Raw genomic sequence first — 16132 nt, forward strand, 5'->3', positions numbered from 1 at the left:
CCCGCGCCGGACGCCTCGCCGCGGCTCAGACGTCCCGGCGGATCAGCTCGTCCAGCCCCGTGGGCGAGAGCAGGTACGGGGGGACCTCGAGCACGGTGCGCGCCCCCGTCTCCCCCTGGGCCTTCAGACGCGCGGCGGCGCGGCCGTAGGCGACCTGCGCGGCGGCGGTGAAGTCCGGGTTGGACTCCAGCTCCAGCACGAACTCGACAGCGCTGCGCGAGCCGCCGAGGTCGCCCGAGGTGACGACGTGGCCGCCGTGCGGCATGCCCTGGTGGTCGCGCTCGAACTCCTCCTCGGAGATGAAGTGCACGGTGGTCTCGTACGGGGCGAAGTAGTCGGGCATCGTGGTGATGGCCTCGGTGATGGCCGCGTGGTCGGCCTCGTCGGCCACCACGTAGCACTCACGCACGTGCGCGGAGGCGCCGGTGATCTCGGCGCCCCGTCCGGCGCGGGCCTCGGCGATCGCCTCCTCGCTGGGGATCGTGTACTGCACGCCGCGCCGCACGCCGGGGACCCGCCGGACGGCGTCGGAATGGCCCTGCGAGAGACCCTTGCCCCAGAACGTGTTCTGCTGCGGCTGCGGGAACAGCGCGGCGCCCAGCACCCGGTTCACCGAGAACAGGCCCGGGTCCCAGCCGGTGGAGATCATCGCCACGTGCCCGCCCTCCCGGGCCGCGGCGTCCATCTCGGCGCGGTGCCGCGGGATGAGCTGGTGGTTGTCGTAGGTGTCCACGGTGGTGAAGTGCCGCGCGTAGCCGGCCGCCTGCTCGGGGATGTCCGTGGCGCTGCCGAGGCAGAGGAACAGCACGTCGATCTCCCCGGCGTGCTCGGCGGCCCGCTCCGCCGGGAGCACGGGCGTGTCCGTGTCCAGGCCGGTGCGGCGCGAGAAGATGCCCACCAGCTCCATGTCCGGCTGGAGCTTCACGAGCTTCTCCACACTGTGGCCGAGGTTCCCGTATCCGACGATGCCGGCGCGGATGGTCATGTGCGTCCTCCTGGAGGGGTCGTGGTCAGGTCGGTCCCGCCAGCCTAGGCCCGGCGCCGCGGGGCGCCGAGTCCGCCGGCCGGACCGCGCAGCAGGAGCACGACGACGGCGACCAGCCCCGCCAACGCCAGCACGCTGACCACGTAGATCGGCCAGGCCCACGGGCTGTGGTCGCCCCCGCCGACGCCGTAGGTGTCCGCGAGCGCCATGCCCGGCCCGAACGAGGCCATGAAGTAGGCCGGAGACGCGGCGACGAGCGAGGCGAGGCCCAGGGCGAGGACCGCCAGCGGGTCGACCTCCTCGCGACGCCACGTGAGGAACCACAGGACGGCGGCCACACCGAGCCCGGCCGCCAGGATCACGGCCGGAAGGACGAAGGGGACGCCGAGCTGGCCCGCCGCGCTCAGGTCCGCGTAGATCCTCCCGAGGCCGCGGTCGCCGGGCGCGGCGGCCAACGGGTTGAGGACGAACACCTGCAGGGCCGCGAGCGCCGCGACGGCCGCGACGACGCCCGGGACCACCGCACCCGCGGCGAGCCGCACCCAGCCGGGCCGGTCGGGCAGGGCGAGGGGGGCCGTCGTCGGGCGGGGCCGGGCGGGGCGGGAGGACGCGGCGGGGCGACGGGCGGAAGGGGACATGCGGCCAGGCTAACCGCTCGCCTCCGCTGCGGACACGAGAGCATCCGGCGCCGTTTCGTCAACGACAGCGGCTGTGGAGGCTCCTGCGCCCCCGCCGTCTCGTCGACGAGCGCGGTGGGTGAGGTCAGCGGACGCCGGCGCCGGAGAGGGTCTTGGCCCAGGCCTCGATGGCGTCCCAGTCGCGGTAGTCGCCGTAGTACTCGTTGCGGGAGAGCTTGAGCTTGAGCTTCTCCAGCCGGCCCAGGCGCTCCTCGACGAGCGCCCCGCGGAAGTACGCCACCTCGCGCGGACCGTAGGACTCGAGCTTCTCCCGCACCGGCCGCGCCAGCTCGGGCGCGCCGCCGGAGGCCAGGATCACGAGCGGCAGGTCCGCCAGCTCGGCCCGACGGGTGTCGAGGAACGCCCGCGCGTCGGCGGCGAGCGAGCCCGTGTAGACCGGGGCCGCGACGATCACCGCGTCCGCCGTGGTCAGCCACGCGGCGGCGCCCTCGACGTCCTCCACCACGGTCGGGACGGCCTGCGACGTGCGCAGCACCTCCGCGACACGCTCGGCGATCTCTCGCGTGGATCCGTGGGCGGACGAGGTGACGATGAGCGTGGTCATGGTGGGGCGCAGCCTTCGGGGTCGGGGGCGGACGACGCGCTCAGTGTATCCCGCGCAGGTCCAGGTCCAGGCGGGTCTCGGCGCCCTCCGGGGCCCGGTCCGGGGTGTGCACCGTGACCGGGATGCCCCAGTCCTGCTGGTACAGGTGGCAGGCGGCGTGGTCCGGGATGGGCTGCCCCTTCTCCCCGTCGCACGCGGCGGCCCGAGCGGTGATGTGCAGGACGCCCTCCTCGACTTCGGGGTTCAGCCGCAGCGTCCGGTGCAGCCCCGTGGACGTGCCCGCGCCCTCGAGCAGCAGCTCCTCCGGGGACGAGGAGATCTTCAGCTGCGTGGGGTCGCCCCAGCGGTCGTCCAGCTTCTGCCCCGTGGGCGCGGCGAAGCCGATCGTCAGGTCCAGGTCACCGGCCACCACCGGGGTGCGGGGACGCTGCGTCTGCCGCGCGCCCTCGTCCACGGTGAGGAACTCCTCCGGCACCGCCAGCCGCGTGAGCCGGTGGGCGTTGGACTCGACCACCACGATCGCGGTGTCGTCGCCGTCCGCGTCGTGCTCCACGAGCACGTCCGAGGGCTCGAGCAGCCCGCGCGCCACCGTGGTCACCGTGGCCGGGACCGCCCGGCCCGCGGCGTCCTCGCCGGCGGGGGCGTACCGGCGGATCGCGCCGTTGTACGTGTCCGCGATCAGCACGGAGCCGTCCGGCAGGGCCGTGACGCCCAGCGCGTGCTGCAGGCGCGCACGGTCCGCCTCCCCGTCCACGTGGCCGAAGTCGAACAGGCCCGCCCCGACGGCGGTCCCGACCTCGCGGCGCCCGTCCTCCCCGGTCCGCACCCAGCGCACCGCGGAGGTCTCCGAGTCCGCGACCCACAGCGTGCCGTCCGCGCCCACGGACAGCCCCGAGGGCTGCGCGAACCAGGCCCGTCCGGCGTCACCGTCCAGCAGGCCCTCGAGCGCCGTGCCCGCGTGCACCGCGAGCGCGCCCGTGACGGGGTCGAAGTCGAAGAGCTGGTGCGTGCCGGCCATCGCGATCACCACACGCCCCAGGGCGGGGTGCCACACGACGTCCCACGGGGAGGACAGCGAGATCGCGGTCGGCTCCCCGGGCAGGTCCGCGAGGTCGACGGCGACGTCCCCCTCGTCGTCGACGGCGGCGGCCTCCTTGGCGCGCTCGGAGTCGATGAGCTTCTGCACGCCGTTGCCGGCGAGGGTGCTGACGCGCCCGTCCGACAGGCGCAGGCCCCGCAGCCGGTGGTTGACGGAGTCCGCCACGACGACGTCGTAGCCGACGCGCCCCGCGACGTCCTCGGGCAGCAGCGCCAGGCCCTGGGGCTCGTTGAACAGCGCCTGGTCCGGCCCGCCGTCCGCGTGGCCCTTCTCCCCGGGCGTGGGGAATGCGAGCTCGGCCTGGCCCGCGTCCGCCGCGGCGGGGTCCCCGCCGCCGAACGCGCGGAGCACCGTGGTCAGGTCCTCGGCGACCTCCAGGAGGCGGTGGTGGCCGGTGTCCGAGACGAGGAACGTGCCCGGGCGGGAGCCGCGGCCGCCGAGGGACACGGCCTTGCCGGGGAACGACAGGTCCCGGGCCACGGGCGTGGGCGGGACGTAGGGGCCCGAGCCGCGGTGCAGCGTGCCCTTGGCCTCGTGCTCGGCCACGAGCTCGCGCACGAGCCCGTAGAGCCCGGCCACGTGCCCCTCGCCGGACAGGTGCGCGGCGATGTAGCCCTCCGGGTCCACCACCACGAGGGTGGGCCACGCGCGCGCCGAGTACGCCTGCCACGTGGTCAGCTCGGGGTCGTCCAGCACGGGGTGCTCGATGGCGTAGCGCTCGACGGCGGCCGCGAGCGCGTCCGGGTCCGCCTCGTGCTCGAACTTGGGCGAGTGCACGCCCACCGTGACGAGCACGTCCGCGAACTCCTCCTCGAGCGGGCGCAGCTCGTCCAGGACGTGCAGGCAGTTGATGCAGCAGAACGTCCAGAAGTCGAGGAGGACGACCTTGCCGCGCAGGTCCTCGAGGGCCACCTGCTCGCCGCCGGTGTTCAGCCAGCCGCGGCCCACGAGCTCGGACGCGCGCACCCGGGTGGCCGCGCGCGGCACGGCGGCGGGGGCGTCAGCGGACGGGGCGGGGTTCGGGGTCTGCGGTGCGGTCATGCCCACCATCATGGCGCACGTCCCGGACGCGTCAGCCGTGAGCGGACGCCGGCGGCGTCACAGGGGGAAAGACGACGCCGCCGGGCGGGCCCGGCTCAGTCGGCGGCCAGGGCGGCGGCCAGCATCTCCTCGGCGATGAGCGTGAACTCCTTGCGCCCGGCCTCGGGCCGGCCCACGAAGGAGACCATGACCACGGCGTCGGAGGTGACGGCGGTGAGCACCTGGGCCGTGAGCTGGGGCTCGGACTCCGAGGCCAGGGTCCGCTCCCACACGAGGGCGGACTGCGCGGGGGTGCCGTCGGACAGCGGCGCGTCGGAGACCTCGAGGCGGTAGTCGACGGTCGCGTCCCCCTCCTGCACGGTCATGGTCATCTCGCGGCAGTCGGCGCGCAGGGCGTTGACGGTCTGGAGGTGCCGCTCGACGTCCTGGCGGCCCTGGCCCGTGAGCCGGGCGACCTCCACGGTGCCCGTGCCCGTGAAGGTGTCGGCGCCGACGTCCACCCGCGTGGCCTCGGCCGCGTCGAGGATGATCGGAGAGAAGTCCAGGGCGGTCAGCGGCGCCTTGCACTGCGCCGGCTGCACGGTGGTCCGGTCCGCGTCCGCACGCCGGTCCCGGGAGTCCTCGCGGGCCGCGTCGATCTCCTCCGCCGTGGCGGCCCGCTGCCGGACGAAGCCGAATGTGGCCGCACGCTCGGCCGCGGCCTCCGCCATGCGCTCGTCCTGACGGTCGCCCAGGCCGAGCCCCTCCGGGGCCGCCGACTCCGTGGGCGCCGCGGTGCCGGCGTCGTCGTGGACTCCGTCCGCGGGCGCGGACGCGGCGGCCGGATCGCCGTCCCCGGCCCCGCAGCCCGTCAGGGCCAGCAGACCGGCCGCGACGGCGGCCACGAGGCGCAGCCGACCACGCCGGGGCGCGGCCGGGCTGCCGAGGGGAGGGAGGAGGTCAGCGGACATCACGGGCCTCCTCGGGGCCGGTGGAGGAGTCACGGGCCGCGGGCTCGGCACCGCTCGGGGCGTCGGTGACCGGGGTGCCGTGCATGCGGGCGTACATCTCGTTCCAGCGACGCAGCTCCGCGTCGCCGTCGCGGTCGGCCTGCCGGTCCAGCCGGACCGCGTTCTTGCGGTCGCTGCGATACCAGAGCACGGCCACCATCACCGCCATCATCACGGTGGGGAACTCGCCGATGCCCCACATCACCGCGCCGCCGATCCGCTGGTCCTCGAGGGCAGTGGGACCCCAGTCGCGGCCCATGTTGCCGAACCAGGACGCCTGCATCAGGCCGGTGGAGGTGGTCATGGCCACGCCGATGAAGGCGTGGAAGATCATCGTGGCCATCAGGAGCACGAGCCGCAGGGCGTACGGGGGCCGGCGCGGCAGCGGATCCGAGCCGATCATGACCAGGGCGAACAGGAACCCGGTCAGCAGGAAGTGGACGTTCATGAACTCGTGGCCCACGTGGGTCTCCAGCGAGAACCGGAAGAAGTCCGTGTAGTAGAACACCAGGATCGAGCCGGCGAAGTTGACCCCCGCCACGATCGGGTTCGTGATGAACCGACCCCACGGGGAGTGCACGATCCACAGGATCCACTCGCGCGGGCCGCGCGTCCCGTCCGTGCGGGACGGCAGGGCCCGCAGCGCCAGGGTGATCGGCGCGCCCAGGACGAGGAAGACGGGGCTGAGCATCGTCAGCGTCATGTGGCCCACCATGTGCGCGCTGAACAGGACGCGGCCGTACACGGCCGGGGACCCGGAGGTCGCCCACAGCAGCACGGCCAGGCCCGCGAGCCACGCGACGGTGCGCAGCACGGGCCAGCGGTCGCCGCGGCGGCGCAGCTGCCACACGGAGCGCAGGTACCAGAGGGTCAGGAACGCGATGATCGCGACCCACAGCCAGTCGAACCGCCACATCGTGATCCACCGGGCGCCCTCGAGGGCCGGCGGCAGCTCGTAGCCGGTGAGGATGCGGGCCGGGGAGGCGTCCGGCGCGATCTCCTCCGGCACGGGCGGGGCCGTCCGGGAGAGCACGGAGGAGACGCCCATGACGGCGCCCATGATCACGGCCTCCACGGCGATGAGCTGCCACAGCAGGCGACGCGCGGGGGCGGGGCTGGGACGGTCCGGACCGGCGTCGAGGCGGGGGATCACCCACCGGCGGTGCAGCAGGCCGATCAGGCCGAGGCCCAGGGCCGCCAGGAACTTGGCCGACACGAGGATGCCGTAGGGGCTCAGCAGCTGAGCCGGATCGTCCATGCGGATCGACGCGTTGACCACACCGGACAGCGCCACCGTGACCAGGCCCAGCCCGGCGAGCACGGAGTACCGGGTCAGGACCGTGTGCAGCAGGGGCGCCGGACCCTGCCGGCGCAGGCTGCGGCCCCGCCCCTGCGCCCCGTTGGGCCCGACGAGGGTGTCCGAGATCGCGACGAGCACGAGCAGTCCGCCCACCCACACGACGACGCCGAGCAGGTGCAGGCCGATCGAGTTCACGGCGCCGTTGTGGTCGTCACCGCCCGCCGCGTGCCCGATCAGGGCCAGGGGCACGAGGGCGAGCATCGCCAGGATGCCGGTCCAGAACAGGCCGTTGTGGGAGCGGACGGCGATCGCCAACGTGGTCACGACGGCGGCGATCACGGTGACCCAGAACCACGCCTGGCCCACCGAGATGCCGACCACGTAGGCGGCCAGGCCGTCCGTGAAGCTCTGCCCCGCCGTGACGGGGACGCCGGCGAGATCCGAGTAGGACAGCACGCCGACGGCCAGCGCGGCCACCGTCCACACGCCGGCGCTGACGGCGGCGATCTGCATCACGCGGGTGAACGCGGGGTGCTCGGGCAGCGGTGCGGCGTCCGCGTCCTCGCGCCGCTGCCGGGCGGAGCGGTGCCACCGTTCCGTGCCCGCCGCGTGCGGCGGCAGGACCCCGGCCGCGAAGATCAGCGCGGCGATGGTCAGGGACATCGCCACGTTGGAGACGAGCTCCCCCACGGGCACGCCCCAGCGGGTGATCCACCCCGGGTCGGAGAGCTGGCGCGCGGCGGTGACGCCGGTCAGCCAGCCGGCGGCGGCGAGGCCGGCGGCTCCCGCGGCGGCCACGAGCACCCAGAGCCACCGGGGCACGCCGACCGGCCCCGACGGACCGGGGCGGGCGGCGTCGTCGTTCTCGGCGGGGTGGCTGCCCCGGGCGGGGGCGGTGGCGGCGGACATGGGGTCCATCCTCTCAAAGCATGCGGACGCCCGAAGACGGCGGGAGCGGCCCCGCCGTCGTCGGGCCCCTGGGTCAGGCGAACAGGGCGTCGCCCACGAACCCGCCCTCGGCGCAGCCCGGCGGGATCGCGAAGACCGCCGAGCCCACGGGCACGGTCCACAGGTTCAGGTGGTCCGACTCGGCGAGCCGGGCCTGCACCGGGACGAACTGCCGGTCCACGTCCGCCTGGTAGGCGGCGAAGATCAGGCCGGAGCCCGCCTCCAGCGCCCCGCGCGGGTCGTCGTAGTTGTAGCCGCGGCGCAGCATCCCGTACTCCGGCACGTCCATCCGGGCGCGCCGCAGGTGGGAGATGTCCGGGATCACGGGGAACCCGGCGGGGCCGAGCGCCGCGAAGTCCGGCTCGTCGTGCTCCTGCTCGCCGGTGAGCGGCGCCCCGGTGCCGAGGCGACGGCCGATGACCTTCTCCTTGGCCGGGCGGTCGAGCTCGTCCCACGTGTCCATGAGCATCTCGATGCGCCGGATCACCACGGACGTGCCGTCCGCGATCCACGGGGTGACGCCCACCTGCTCGGCGCCCACGCCCCACACCACGCGGTCGAGATGCGGGGTGTCCGCCGCCGGGTTGCCGGTGCCGTCCACCTGCCCGAAGAGGTTGCGCATGGTGGTGCCGGTGGGATGGGCGCCGCGGGCGGAGCGGAAGCCCTCCTGCACCCAGCGCTCGGTGGCGAACGGCCGGGCCGCCTTGAGGAGCATGCGCCGGGCGTGGGCCACGGACATCCGGTCGTCGCCGCAGATCTGCAGCAGCAGGTCGCCGTCGCTGAACGCGGGGTCCAGGCGGTCGATCTGCTCGAACGCCGGCAGCGGGCGCAGCCAGGCCGGGGCCCGGTCCGGGGCCACGCGGCGGACGAGCTCCGGGCCGAAGCCGAACGTCACGGTGAGCCGTGCGGGGGCGGCGGCGAGCTCCGGCTCGGTGTCCGCGATCGTGGCCCGGCCCTGGGTGAGGCGCGCGGCGTCGTCGGTGAGCAGGCGCAGCATCCGCTCGATCCCCAGCCGGTCCGTGTCCGGGAGCAGGTCGAGGGCGAGGAACACCGCGTGGGCCTGGGCCGGGGTGTCGACGCCGGCCTGGCGCGGCCCGTGGAACGGCACGGTGTCCGTGCCCACGGGCGAGCTGACGGCCACCCGGGCGGACTGGCCGCCGGGCTCGGCCCAGCCGGCCCGGCCGACCTCGCCCTCGATGCCGGTGTCGCCCATGACCTCGGAGGGCGAGGCCCCCGCCCCGGCCGCCCCCGACGCGGCGGGCGCGTCCGGGGTGGCCGAGGCGTGGCCGGCGCCGTAGCCGAGCGCGGTGCCCAGCAGGCCGCCGCCCACCGCGCCCGCCCCGAAGAGCAGGCCGCGGCGGGAGGGCCCGGCCGGGAGGGCCGGGCGGGCGTCCTCCCCGCGGGGGGACGCCTGGCGGGCGTCCTCCCCGCGGGGGGCGTCCGGGTGCTCGGCGGGGTCAGTGGTCGGCATGCTCGTCCGACTCCTCCGCCTCGCCGCCGTGGTAGGACTCGTTGGCGCCGCCGAACGGGCGGGCCACGGAGACGACCTCCATGGTGGAGCCGTCCTCCAGCTCGAGCTCGTAGGCGACCTCCTCGCCGGGCTCGATCGGCTCGGTCAGGCCCATCAGCATCACGTGGGCGCCGCCGGGGGCCAGCTCGAAGGACCCGCCGGCGGGCACCGTGAAGCCGTCCGGGGACTGCTGCATCACCATTTGGCCGTCCTCGTCGGAGACCATCTCGTGGAGCCCGACCGTCTCGCCCAGCTCCGAGCGGACGCCGACGATGTGCAGGTCCTGGTCCGAGGAGTTCTCGAGCATGCCGAAGGAGCCGGTCATGCCCTCCTCGGTGGCCTTCGTCCACGGGTCGGTGATCGTGAGGCCGGCGGCCTGGCCGTCCGCGGTGGACGCGGCCGACGAGGCGTCCGTGGCCGGCGCGACGCTCGAGGCGTCCGACGCGCTCGGGGCGGACCCGACGTCGTCTCCGGCGCAGGCCGTCAGGCCGAGGGCGGCGACGGCGAGCACGGCGGCGGCGCCGAGGCGGCGAGGGACGCGGGGGGAGGTGGTGGTCATGTCTGTGGGGTTCCTTGTCATGCGGGCGCGCGACGACGCGCGGGGCGTGCGGGCGCGCGAGGGCGGGGCCGGTCCCCTCAGGGGGCCGGCCGGGGATCAGAGGTCAGCGGCCGTCGTCGAGGTGGCCGAGTGCGCGGGCGCGGCGGCCCATCAGGAGGAAGGCCACCACGAGCACGGCCAGGCCGGCGATGCCGGCGACCCACACCCAGGCGGGCAGCGCGTCGGAGTCCGCGGGCTGCGCGGCGTCGGAGCCGTCCGCCTGCGCGGTCGCATCGGCCGAGGCGGCGTCGCCCTGGCCTGCCGTGGCCTCCGGGGAGGCGGCGGTCGAGGCCCCGGCGACGGCGGTGCCGCAGCCCTGGGGCGCGGTGCCGGCGGCCGGTGCGGCCGGGTCGTCCACCGCGAAGTCGAACGAGCGCTCCTCGGAGTGTCCGTCCGAGTAGACGACGCGGTAGGCGACCTCGTAGTCGCCGTTGGGCAGGCCCTCGCACAGCGGCGCGGAGAAGGTGGGGCCGTCCCCGGTGCCGGCGGCGGACTGCCACTGGTTGCCGTCGGCGTCGCGGACCTGCACGAGGTTCTGGATGCCCTCGCCGTCGATCAGCTCGCCGCTGAAGGTCAGTGAGACCTCCGACGGCGCCGTCGTGACCGTCTCGCCGACCGCGGGGGCGGTGCGGATGAGCTCGTCGTGCGCGGCCGCGGGGGCGGCTCCGGCGACGACGAGGGCGGGCAGCAGGGTGAGTCCGGCTGCGGCGCGAGCGGCGCGGCGGACAGGGGTGGTCTGGTGATGCATGGTGGTGTCCTCACGGGTCTGCCGCGGTCCCGGACGGGAGTCGCGGGCGGACCGTTCCGAAGGGTCGTCGGGCGCGGTCGGGGCTCGAGACGCGGACGGAGCCGGCGTCCTCAGGCCGCGAGGGCGAACGGCGGGCCGCGCCGCCCCGGAGAGCTGAGGAGGGCGAGGGACGTCACCGGCCGGAGCACCGGCGGGACGGGGACACGGAGGCGGGCCGGCGTCGGCAGGGGGCCGTGCGCTGCCGGCGGCGGGCAGACGACGGCCACCACGCGTTCGGCGATGGTGAGCACGAGGGCCTCACCGCGCCGCAGCACCAGCACGGTGAGGACCGCGGCGATCACGTGGGCCGCGAGCATGCGCAGGTCGGTCAGGTGGCCGGCGGGGGCGCCGGACAGGGCCTCCCCCGGTGCCAGGAGGGCCCCGGCGCCGGGACGGGCGTGGCCGAGGTGGGCGGGGTCGACGCCGGCGGCAGGCGCCACGGCGTGGCCGCCGGCGGCGAGCCCGTAGAGCACGTGGAACAGCCCCTGGGCGATCGCGACGGCGGCGGCGGTGCGCCACAGCGAGAGGGCGCGGCCCGCCAGGGCGGTGCAGAGCGGGGCGGCGAGGACGGCCGCGAAGGCGACCACGCCGACCTCGGGGAACCCGTGGCCGGGCTCGGCGGCGGTGTGGAACAGCGCGGCCAGGGCGGTCATCGCCAGGGCCCCGGCCCAGCCCCGGGCCAGACGGGCCGGCCCACGCACGACGCGCGGAGGGGCGTCCTCGAGGCCGGACGGGGCCCACGGAGCGGCGGCGACGGCGCTGCGCATGCCACGACTCCTCTCCTGACGGCCCCGGTCCACGTCGGCCGGACGATCGTCCGCCCATCCTACGCGGCCGGACACGACGACGGGCGCCCCACCCGAGGGTGGGGCGCCCGTCCTGCGGTGTCCGACGCGGGTCCGGGGACCCGCGTCGCGACCGGGATCACTCGGAGGCGGCGGCCTTGAGCTTGGAGCCGGCGGTCACCTTCACGGAGTGACCGGCCGGGATGGTGATCTCCTCACCGGTGCGCGGGTTGCGACCGGTGCGCTCCTTGCGCTCGGTGCGTTCCACGGCCAGCCAGCCCGGGATCGAGACCTTCTCGCCCTTCTTGACCTGAGCGGTGAACACCTCGAAAAGGGCGTCCAGCACGTCGCTGACAGCGGCCTGGGTGTTGCCGGAGCGCTCTGCGACGGCGGCGACGAGTTCCTTGCGGTTCATGGCCATGGGTCCTCCCTATGGGACGTCGGTTACGGTTCCCGGACCGTTCGGACCGGGCTGCCAGTTGTGAACGTACCACCTCCGGGCCGGCGATTCGCCCCCCGAACGGCGAGAATCCGCGATTTCCTGTGACCCTGACGGCCTTCGCCCCCGATGCACGACGACGGCGGCGCCCCTCTCAAGGAGGGGCGCCGCCGTCGTGGTGGTGCCTAACGCCCGGAGACCGGGCCGCGGGTCACCAGGAGGACTTGGTCACGCCGGGCAGCTCGCCACGGTGCGCCATGTCGCGGAAGCGCACGCGGGAGATGCCGAAGCGCTGGAAGGTGCCGCGCGGACGGCCGTCGATGGCGTCGCGGTTGCGCACGCGCACCGGGGAGGCGTCGCGGGGCAGCTTCTGCAGGCCCAGGCGAGCGGCCTCGCGGGCCTCGTCCGAGGCGTTCGGGTCCACGAGGGTCTTGCGCAGCTCGAGACGCTTCTCGGCGTAGCGGGCGACGATGGCCTTGCGCTGCTCGTTCTTGGCGATCTTGGACTTCTTGGCCATCTCAGCGCTCCTCTCGGAAGTCGACGTGCTTGCGGACCACCGGGTCGTACTTCTTCAGGGTGATGCGGTCCGGGTTGTTCCGGCGGTTCTTGCGGGTCACGTAGGTGAACCCGGTCCCGGCGGTGGACTTCAGCTTGATGATCGGACGAACGTCCTTGTCCTTGGCCATGTCAGAGCTTCACTCCCTTCGCGATCAGGTCCGCCACGACGGCGTCGATCCCGCGCACGTCGATGGTCTTGATGCCCTTGGCGGACAGCGTCAGCGTGACGTTGCGGCGCAGGGAGGGGACCCAGTAGGTCTTCTTCTGGATGTTCGGGTCGAACCGGCGCTTGGTGCGACGGTGCGAGTGGGAGATGCTGTGGCCGAATCCCGGCCCAGCCCCGGTTACCTGGCAGTGAGCTGCCATGATCACTCCTCGTGGCAAGTAGTAGTAAAAGGACGGGCGGAACCCGCATGGCGGCGAGCCGCGGACCTGTCCGCGGACACCTGTTGTGAGCCCCGCCCCGGGTGTGGACACCGCACTCTTACTGCGACTTCTCGAAAAGGGGGACCAGGCTGGGTGAGAGCCAACCGAAGTTCCTTATGGGATCGCTGGTGTGGACGGTGAGCCCCGGTCCGCCCTGAGGACGTCCCGGGATCCGGTCTGCGGGAGCGCGTTGCTTTTCCGACCCGCCGTCCGCCCGGTCACCTGACCGATGGAACGACGAGAACAACGCGGCGTGCGCCGTCCCACCTTACGCGAACCGTGGGCGTCGCTTCAACTCGACGGGGGGGCGCCTGTGGTATGCGCACGGTCCTCGGCCCCCGGGGCCGCTCCGCGCGCGCCACGGCGCGGCCACGGGCGCTGGGCCGGCCCACCCCTCCGGCGTGGATCAGGCGACCGACGCCCCCAGCAGCGAGCCCACCGCGAAGGTCAGGCCGAGCGCCAGGGCGCCGCCGAGGACGACGCGCACGGCCGCCCGCAGCGCGGGCGCGTCGCCGAGCCGGGCCCCGACCCAGCCGGTGACGGCGAGGGCCACGAGGGTGACGGCGAACGTGAACGGGACGCGGAGGCCCACCGGCGCCAGGACGACCGTCAGGAAGGGCAGCAGCGCGCCCACGAGGAACGCAAGGAAGGACGCCCCGGCGGCGGCCCACGGGCTGACGACGTCCTCCTCCGCCATGCCCAGCTCCATGCGCAGATGCGCGGCGAGCGCATCCTTCTCGGTGAGCTCCCGCGCGGCGGCCTCGGCCGTGGCCCGGCTCAGGCCGTCCGCCTCGTAGAGCTGCACGAGCTCCTCCAGCTCACCCTCGGGATCCTCCTCGAGCTCACGGCGCTCCTTGGCGATCAGCGACTTCTGCGAGTCGGAGGACGAGGAGACGGACACGTACTCGCCCAGCGCCATGGAGAAGGCGCCGCCGACCACGGCCGCGGCGCCGGCCAGCAGGATCGGGGTGAACGCCGTCGTCGCACCGGCGACACCGACGACGGTGGCCGCGACGGACACGATGCCGTCGTTGGCACCGAGCACGCCCGCGCGGAGCCAGTTGAGGCGGGCATGCACGCCGCCGGTGGCGTGCGGCTCGTCGGGACCGCCCGGCGGGAGCTGATCTGCCAGGGGCGAGGACTGTTCAGACGTGTGCGACATGTCTCCATGCTCGCGGCGCCGGGCGGGGCGCGCCAGACAGGTGAGGCGTTCCTTCGGACGGGGACGCCACGACACCCGGTCTCGCTGTTGCCAGGATTGTTCAACAACAGCTACCGTCTCCCCCAGCGCCTCGTGACGCCCGTCACCTCGCCCGGCGCCCTCGACGAAGGTGACCACCGTGTCCCACGCAGACATCCCCCACGCCGGGCCGGACGGCGCGACCCCCTCGGGCACCGCACCGAAGACGGACTCCCGTGCCGCGAGCGCCACCCGGCGCACCGCACTGCTCGGCGCCATGTTCCTCATGGCCACCTCGGCCATCGGCCCCGGCTTCATCACGCAGACCGCCACGTTCACCGTCCGGATGGGCGCCGCGTTCGCGTTCGCCATCCTGGTCTCGATCCTCATCGACATCGCCGTCCAGATGAACGTGTGGCGCGTCATCGGCGTCTCCGGCATGCGCGCCCAGGAGCTGGCGAACCGCGTCCTGCCCGGCCTCGGCTGGGTCCTCGCCGCGCTCGTGTTCCTCGGCGGCATGGTCTTCAACATCGGCAACATCGCCGGCACCGGCCTCGGCGCGAACGCCATGCTCGGCGTCGACCCCCTGATCGGTGGCGGCGTCTCCGCGCTCATCGCGCTGCTGATCTTCCTCTCCAAGCGCGCCGGCGTGGCCCTGGACCGGATCGTGGTGGCGCTCGGCGCCGTCATGATCCTGCTGATGCTGTACGTGGCCATCACCTCCGCCCCGCCCGTGGGCGAGGCCCTGCGCCAGTCCGTGATGCCGGAGGAGGTCGACTTCTTCGTGATCGTCACCCTCGTGGGCGGCACCATCGGCGGCTACATCACCTACGCGGGTGCCCACCGCATGATCGACTCCGGAGTGAAGGGCGTGGACGACGTCCAGGACATCACCCGCAGCTCCGTGGCCTCGATCCTCGTGACCGGCCTGATGCGCGCCCTCCTGTTCCTGGCGATCCTCGGCGTCGTCGCCTCGGGGGCGGTGCTGTCCAAGGACAACCTGGCCGCCTCCGCCTTCCAGGCCGCCGCCGGCGACATCGGCCTGCGCATGTTCGGCATCGTCCTGTGGGCCGCCGCCGTCACCTCCGTGATCGGCGCGTCGTACACCTCGATCAGCTTCGTCACCCGCTCCACCACCAGCGCCCGCACCCGCAACCTGCTGACGGTCGCCTTCATCGTGGTCTGCACCGCCCTCTACCTGGCGCTGCGCCAGGCCCCGCAGACGCTGCTCGTGTTCGCCGGCGCGTTCAACGGCATGATCCTGCCGGTCGGCTTCGCCGCCCTCCTGTACGTGGCCTGGCGCCGCCGCGACCTGCTGCACGGCTACCGCTACCCCGGGTGGCTGCTCGTGATCGGCGCGCTCGCGTGGATCGTCTCCGTGTTCATCGCGGTGCGCGGGTTCATCCCCATGGTCGAGATGATCACCGGTGCCTGAGATGACCACGACGACGCCGCTGCCGCCGCTGGACGGCGCCACGACCCCCGCGCAGGCCCGCGAGCGGTTCCGCGCGGGGCTCGTGCGGCCGACCTCGGGGATCGCCGACGGCTACGCGCAGGCGAACCTCGTCTCGATCCCGCAGGACCACGCCTACGACGTCCTGCTCTTCGCCCAGCGCAACCCCCAGGCCCTGCCGCTGCTCGGCGTGTTCGAGGCCGGCGAGGTCAACGGCCCCGCGCTGGACGGCGACGTCCGCACGGACGTGCCGCAGTACGTGGTGTACCGCGACGGCGTCGAGACGGACCGCCCCACGGATCTGCTCGACGTGTGGCGGGACGACCTCGTGACGTTCGTGATCGGCTGCTCGTTCACCTTCGAGTCCGCCCTGGTGGCCGAGGGCATCCGGATGGCCCACCAGGACGCCGGTGTGAACGTGCCGATGTACCGCACCACGCGGCGCTGCGCCTCGGCGGGCCGCCTCTCGGGCCCGCTCGTGGTCTCGATGCGCCCCATCCCCGCCGACCGTGTGGCCGACGCCGTGCGCATCACCTCCCGCTACCCCGCGGTGCACGGCGCGCCCGTGCACGTGGGCGACCCGGCCGGCCTCGGGATCACGGACCTGTCGGCACCGGACTTCGGCGACGCCGTCGAGGTCCCGCAGGGCCACCTGCCCGTGTTCTGGGCGTGCGGGGTGACGCCGCAGGCGGCGATCATGGAGTCCCGCCCGCCGCTGGCCATCACGCACGCGCCCGGGCACATGCTCATCACGGACCTGCCGGACCGGATGTTCCAGGTCCCGTGACCGTC

The 16132-nt window shown here is 74.3% G+C and carries 17 protein-coding genes; 2 read left to right on the forward strand and 15 right to left on the reverse strand.

Annotated elements, in window-relative coordinates; translation table 11 throughout:
* Nucleotides 1-25: 25 nt before the first annotated feature.
* The 15 genes from DE149_RS01855 to DE149_RS01925 all read right to left on the reverse strand — a co-directional run bounded on the left by DE149_RS01855 (nt 26) and on the right by DE149_RS01925 (nt 13869).
* A complete protein-coding gene (locus DE149_RS01855) occupies nt 26-985 on the reverse strand; it encodes a diaminopimelate dehydrogenase (RefSeq protein WP_113913848.1) in 960 nt (319 codons plus the stop codon).
* Between the two features lie 44 nt (nt 986-1029).
* The gene (locus DE149_RS01860) at nt 1030-1623 is read right to left on the reverse strand and encodes a hypothetical protein (protein WP_113913849.1); all 594 of its coding nucleotides are present in this window, start codon (nt 1621-1623) and stop codon (nt 1030-1032) included.
* 124 nt (nt 1624-1747) lie between these two features.
* The gene (locus DE149_RS01865) at nt 1748-2227 is read right to left on the reverse strand and encodes a flavodoxin domain-containing protein (protein WP_020626112.1); all 480 of its coding nucleotides are present in this window, start codon (nt 2225-2227) and stop codon (nt 1748-1750) included.
* 40 nt (nt 2228-2267) lie between these two features.
* Nucleotides 2268-4367 carry an NHL domain-containing thioredoxin family protein gene (locus tag DE149_RS01870; protein WP_113913850.1) on the reverse strand — a complete coding sequence of 700 codons (2100 nt, stop codon included), beginning with the start codon at nt 4365-4367 and terminating at the stop codon, nt 2268-2270.
* A 95-nt stretch (nt 4368-4462) separates the two neighbouring features.
* The gene (locus DE149_RS01875; protein ID WP_205804840.1) at nt 4463-5317 is read right to left on the reverse strand and encodes a hypothetical protein; all 855 of its coding nucleotides are present in this window, start codon (nt 5315-5317) and stop codon (nt 4463-4465) included.
* The gene (locus DE149_RS01880) at nt 5307-7565 is read right to left on the reverse strand and encodes a cytochrome c oxidase assembly protein (protein ID WP_041104506.1); all 2259 of its coding nucleotides are present in this window, start codon (nt 7563-7565) and stop codon (nt 5307-5309) included. Before DE149_RS01880 ends, DE149_RS01875 begins: the two co-directional genes overlap by 11 nt.
* A gap of 73 nt (nt 7566-7638) precedes the next feature.
* Entirely contained in the window at nt 7639-9075 is a 1437-nt protein-coding gene (locus tag DE149_RS01885) for a Dyp-type peroxidase (RefSeq protein WP_041104504.1), read from the reverse strand.
* Nucleotides 9062-9673, reverse strand: coding sequence for a copper chaperone PCu(A)C (locus DE149_RS01890; RefSeq protein ID WP_041104502.1), 612 nt, complete (start codon nt 9671-9673; stop codon nt 9062-9064). The genes DE149_RS01885 and DE149_RS01890 overlap by 14 nt, the downstream gene beginning before the upstream one ends.
* 103 nt (nt 9674-9776) lie before the next feature.
* The gene (locus DE149_RS01895; protein ID WP_020626118.1) at nt 9777-10460 is read right to left on the reverse strand and encodes a copper resistance CopC family protein; all 684 of its coding nucleotides are present in this window, start codon (nt 10458-10460) and stop codon (nt 9777-9779) included.
* Between the two features lie 110 nt (nt 10461-10570).
* Complete coding sequence (locus tag DE149_RS11890; RefSeq protein ID WP_036316817.1) at nt 10571-11266, reverse strand: hypothetical protein; 696 nt, start codon at nt 11264-11266, stop codon at nt 10571-10573.
* A gap of 157 nt (nt 11267-11423) precedes the next feature.
* Nucleotides 11424-11705, reverse strand: a complete 282-nt coding sequence (locus DE149_RS01905) for an HU family DNA-binding protein (protein WP_002858339.1) — start codon at nt 11703-11705, stop codon at nt 11424-11426.
* 229 nt (nt 11706-11934) lie between these two features.
* Nucleotides 11935-12240: a 30S ribosomal protein S14 gene (gene rpsN / locus DE149_RS01910; protein ID WP_002858338.1), complete on the reverse strand. Its 306-nt coding sequence runs from the start codon at nt 12238-12240 to the stop codon at nt 11935-11937.
* Between the two features lies 1 nt (nt 12241).
* Nucleotides 12242-12409, reverse strand: a complete 168-nt coding sequence (rpmG, locus tag DE149_RS01915) for a 50S ribosomal protein L33 (RefSeq protein WP_002858336.1) — start codon at nt 12407-12409, stop codon at nt 12242-12244.
* 1 nt (nt 12410) lies between these two features.
* Entirely contained in the window at nt 12411-12647 is a 237-nt protein-coding gene (gene rpmB, locus DE149_RS01920) for a 50S ribosomal protein L28 (RefSeq protein WP_002858335.1), read from the reverse strand.
* Nucleotides 12648-13113: 466 nt separating this feature from the next.
* Nucleotides 13114-13869 (reverse strand): VIT1/CCC1 transporter family protein, encoded by a 756-nt coding sequence (locus tag DE149_RS01925; protein WP_095353969.1) that lies wholly within the window; start codon nt 13867-13869, stop codon nt 13114-13116.
* Between the two features lie 169 nt (nt 13870-14038).
* Between DE149_RS01925 and DE149_RS01930 the strand changes: the two genes are divergently transcribed.
* Both DE149_RS01930 and DE149_RS01935 read left to right on the forward strand, forming a co-directional pair.
* Nucleotides 14039-15322: an NRAMP family divalent metal transporter gene (locus DE149_RS01930; protein ID WP_070709387.1), complete on the forward strand. Its 1284-nt coding sequence runs from the start codon at nt 14039-14041 to the stop codon at nt 15320-15322.
* On the forward strand, nt 15315-16127 hold the full coding sequence (locus DE149_RS01935) for a putative hydro-lyase (RefSeq protein WP_070709385.1): 813 nt from the start codon (nt 15315-15317) through the stop codon (nt 16125-16127). The genes DE149_RS01930 and DE149_RS01935 overlap by 8 nt, the downstream gene beginning before the upstream one ends.
* The last annotated feature ends 5 nt before the right edge of the window (nt 16128-16132 follow it).

Origin of the sequence: Micrococcus sp. KT16 (assembly GCF_003315015.1) — a bacterium.
GTDB classification, from domain to species: Bacteria; Actinomycetota; Actinomycetes; order Actinomycetales; family Micrococcaceae; genus Micrococcus; species Micrococcus luteus.

Coding starts and splice junctions, on each gene's coding strand:
- DE149_RS01855 (WP_113913848.1), bottom strand. CDS start 985: ATGACCATCCGCGCCGGCATCGTCGGATACGGGAACCTCGGCCACAGT.
- DE149_RS01890 (WP_041104502.1), bottom strand. CDS start 9,673: ATGACCACCACCTCCCCCCGCGTCCCTCGCCGCCTCGGCGCCGCCGCC.
- DE149_RS01865 (WP_020626112.1), bottom strand. CDS start 2,227: ATGACCACGCTCATCGTCACCTCGTCCGCCCACGGATCCACGCGAGAG.
- DE149_RS01905 (WP_002858339.1), bottom strand. CDS start 11,705: ATGGCCATGAACCGCAAGGAACTCGTCGCCGCCGTCGCAGAGCGCTCC.
- rpmB (WP_002858335.1), bottom strand. CDS start 12,647: ATGGCAGCTCACTGCCAGGTAACCGGGGCTGGGCCGGGATTCGGCCAC.
- DE149_RS11890 (WP_036316817.1), bottom strand. CDS start 11,266: ATGCGCAGCGCCGTCGCCGCCGCTCCGTGGGCCCCGTCCGGCCTCGAG.
- DE149_RS01895 (WP_020626118.1), bottom strand. CDS start 10,460: ATGCATCACCAGACCACCCCTGTCCGCCGCGCCGCTCGCGCCGCAGCC.
- DE149_RS01925 (WP_095353969.1), bottom strand. CDS start 13,869: ATGTCGCACACGTCTGAACAGTCCTCGCCCCTGGCAGATCAGCTCCCG.
- DE149_RS01880 (WP_041104506.1), bottom strand. CDS start 7,565: ATGTCCGCCGCCACCGCCCCCGCCCGGGGCAGCCACCCCGCCGAGAAC.
- rpmG (WP_002858336.1), bottom strand. CDS start 12,409: ATGGCCAAGGACAAGGACGTTCGTCCGATCATCAAGCTGAAGTCCACC.
- rpsN (WP_002858338.1), bottom strand. CDS start 12,240: ATGGCCAAGAAGTCCAAGATCGCCAAGAACGAGCAGCGCAAGGCCATC.
- DE149_RS01875 (WP_205804840.1), bottom strand. CDS start 5,317: ATGTCCGCTGACCTCCTCCCTCCCCTCGGCAGCCCGGCCGCGCCCCGG.
- DE149_RS01860 (WP_113913849.1), bottom strand. CDS start 1,623: ATGTCCCCTTCCGCCCGTCGCCCCGCCGCGTCCTCCCGCCCCGCCCGG.
- DE149_RS01885 (WP_041104504.1), bottom strand. CDS start 9,075: ATGCCGACCACTGACCCCGCCGAGCACCCGGACGCCCCCCGCGGGGAG.
- DE149_RS01870 (WP_113913850.1), bottom strand. CDS start 4,367: ATGACCGCACCGCAGACCCCGAACCCCGCCCCGTCCGCTGACGCCCCC.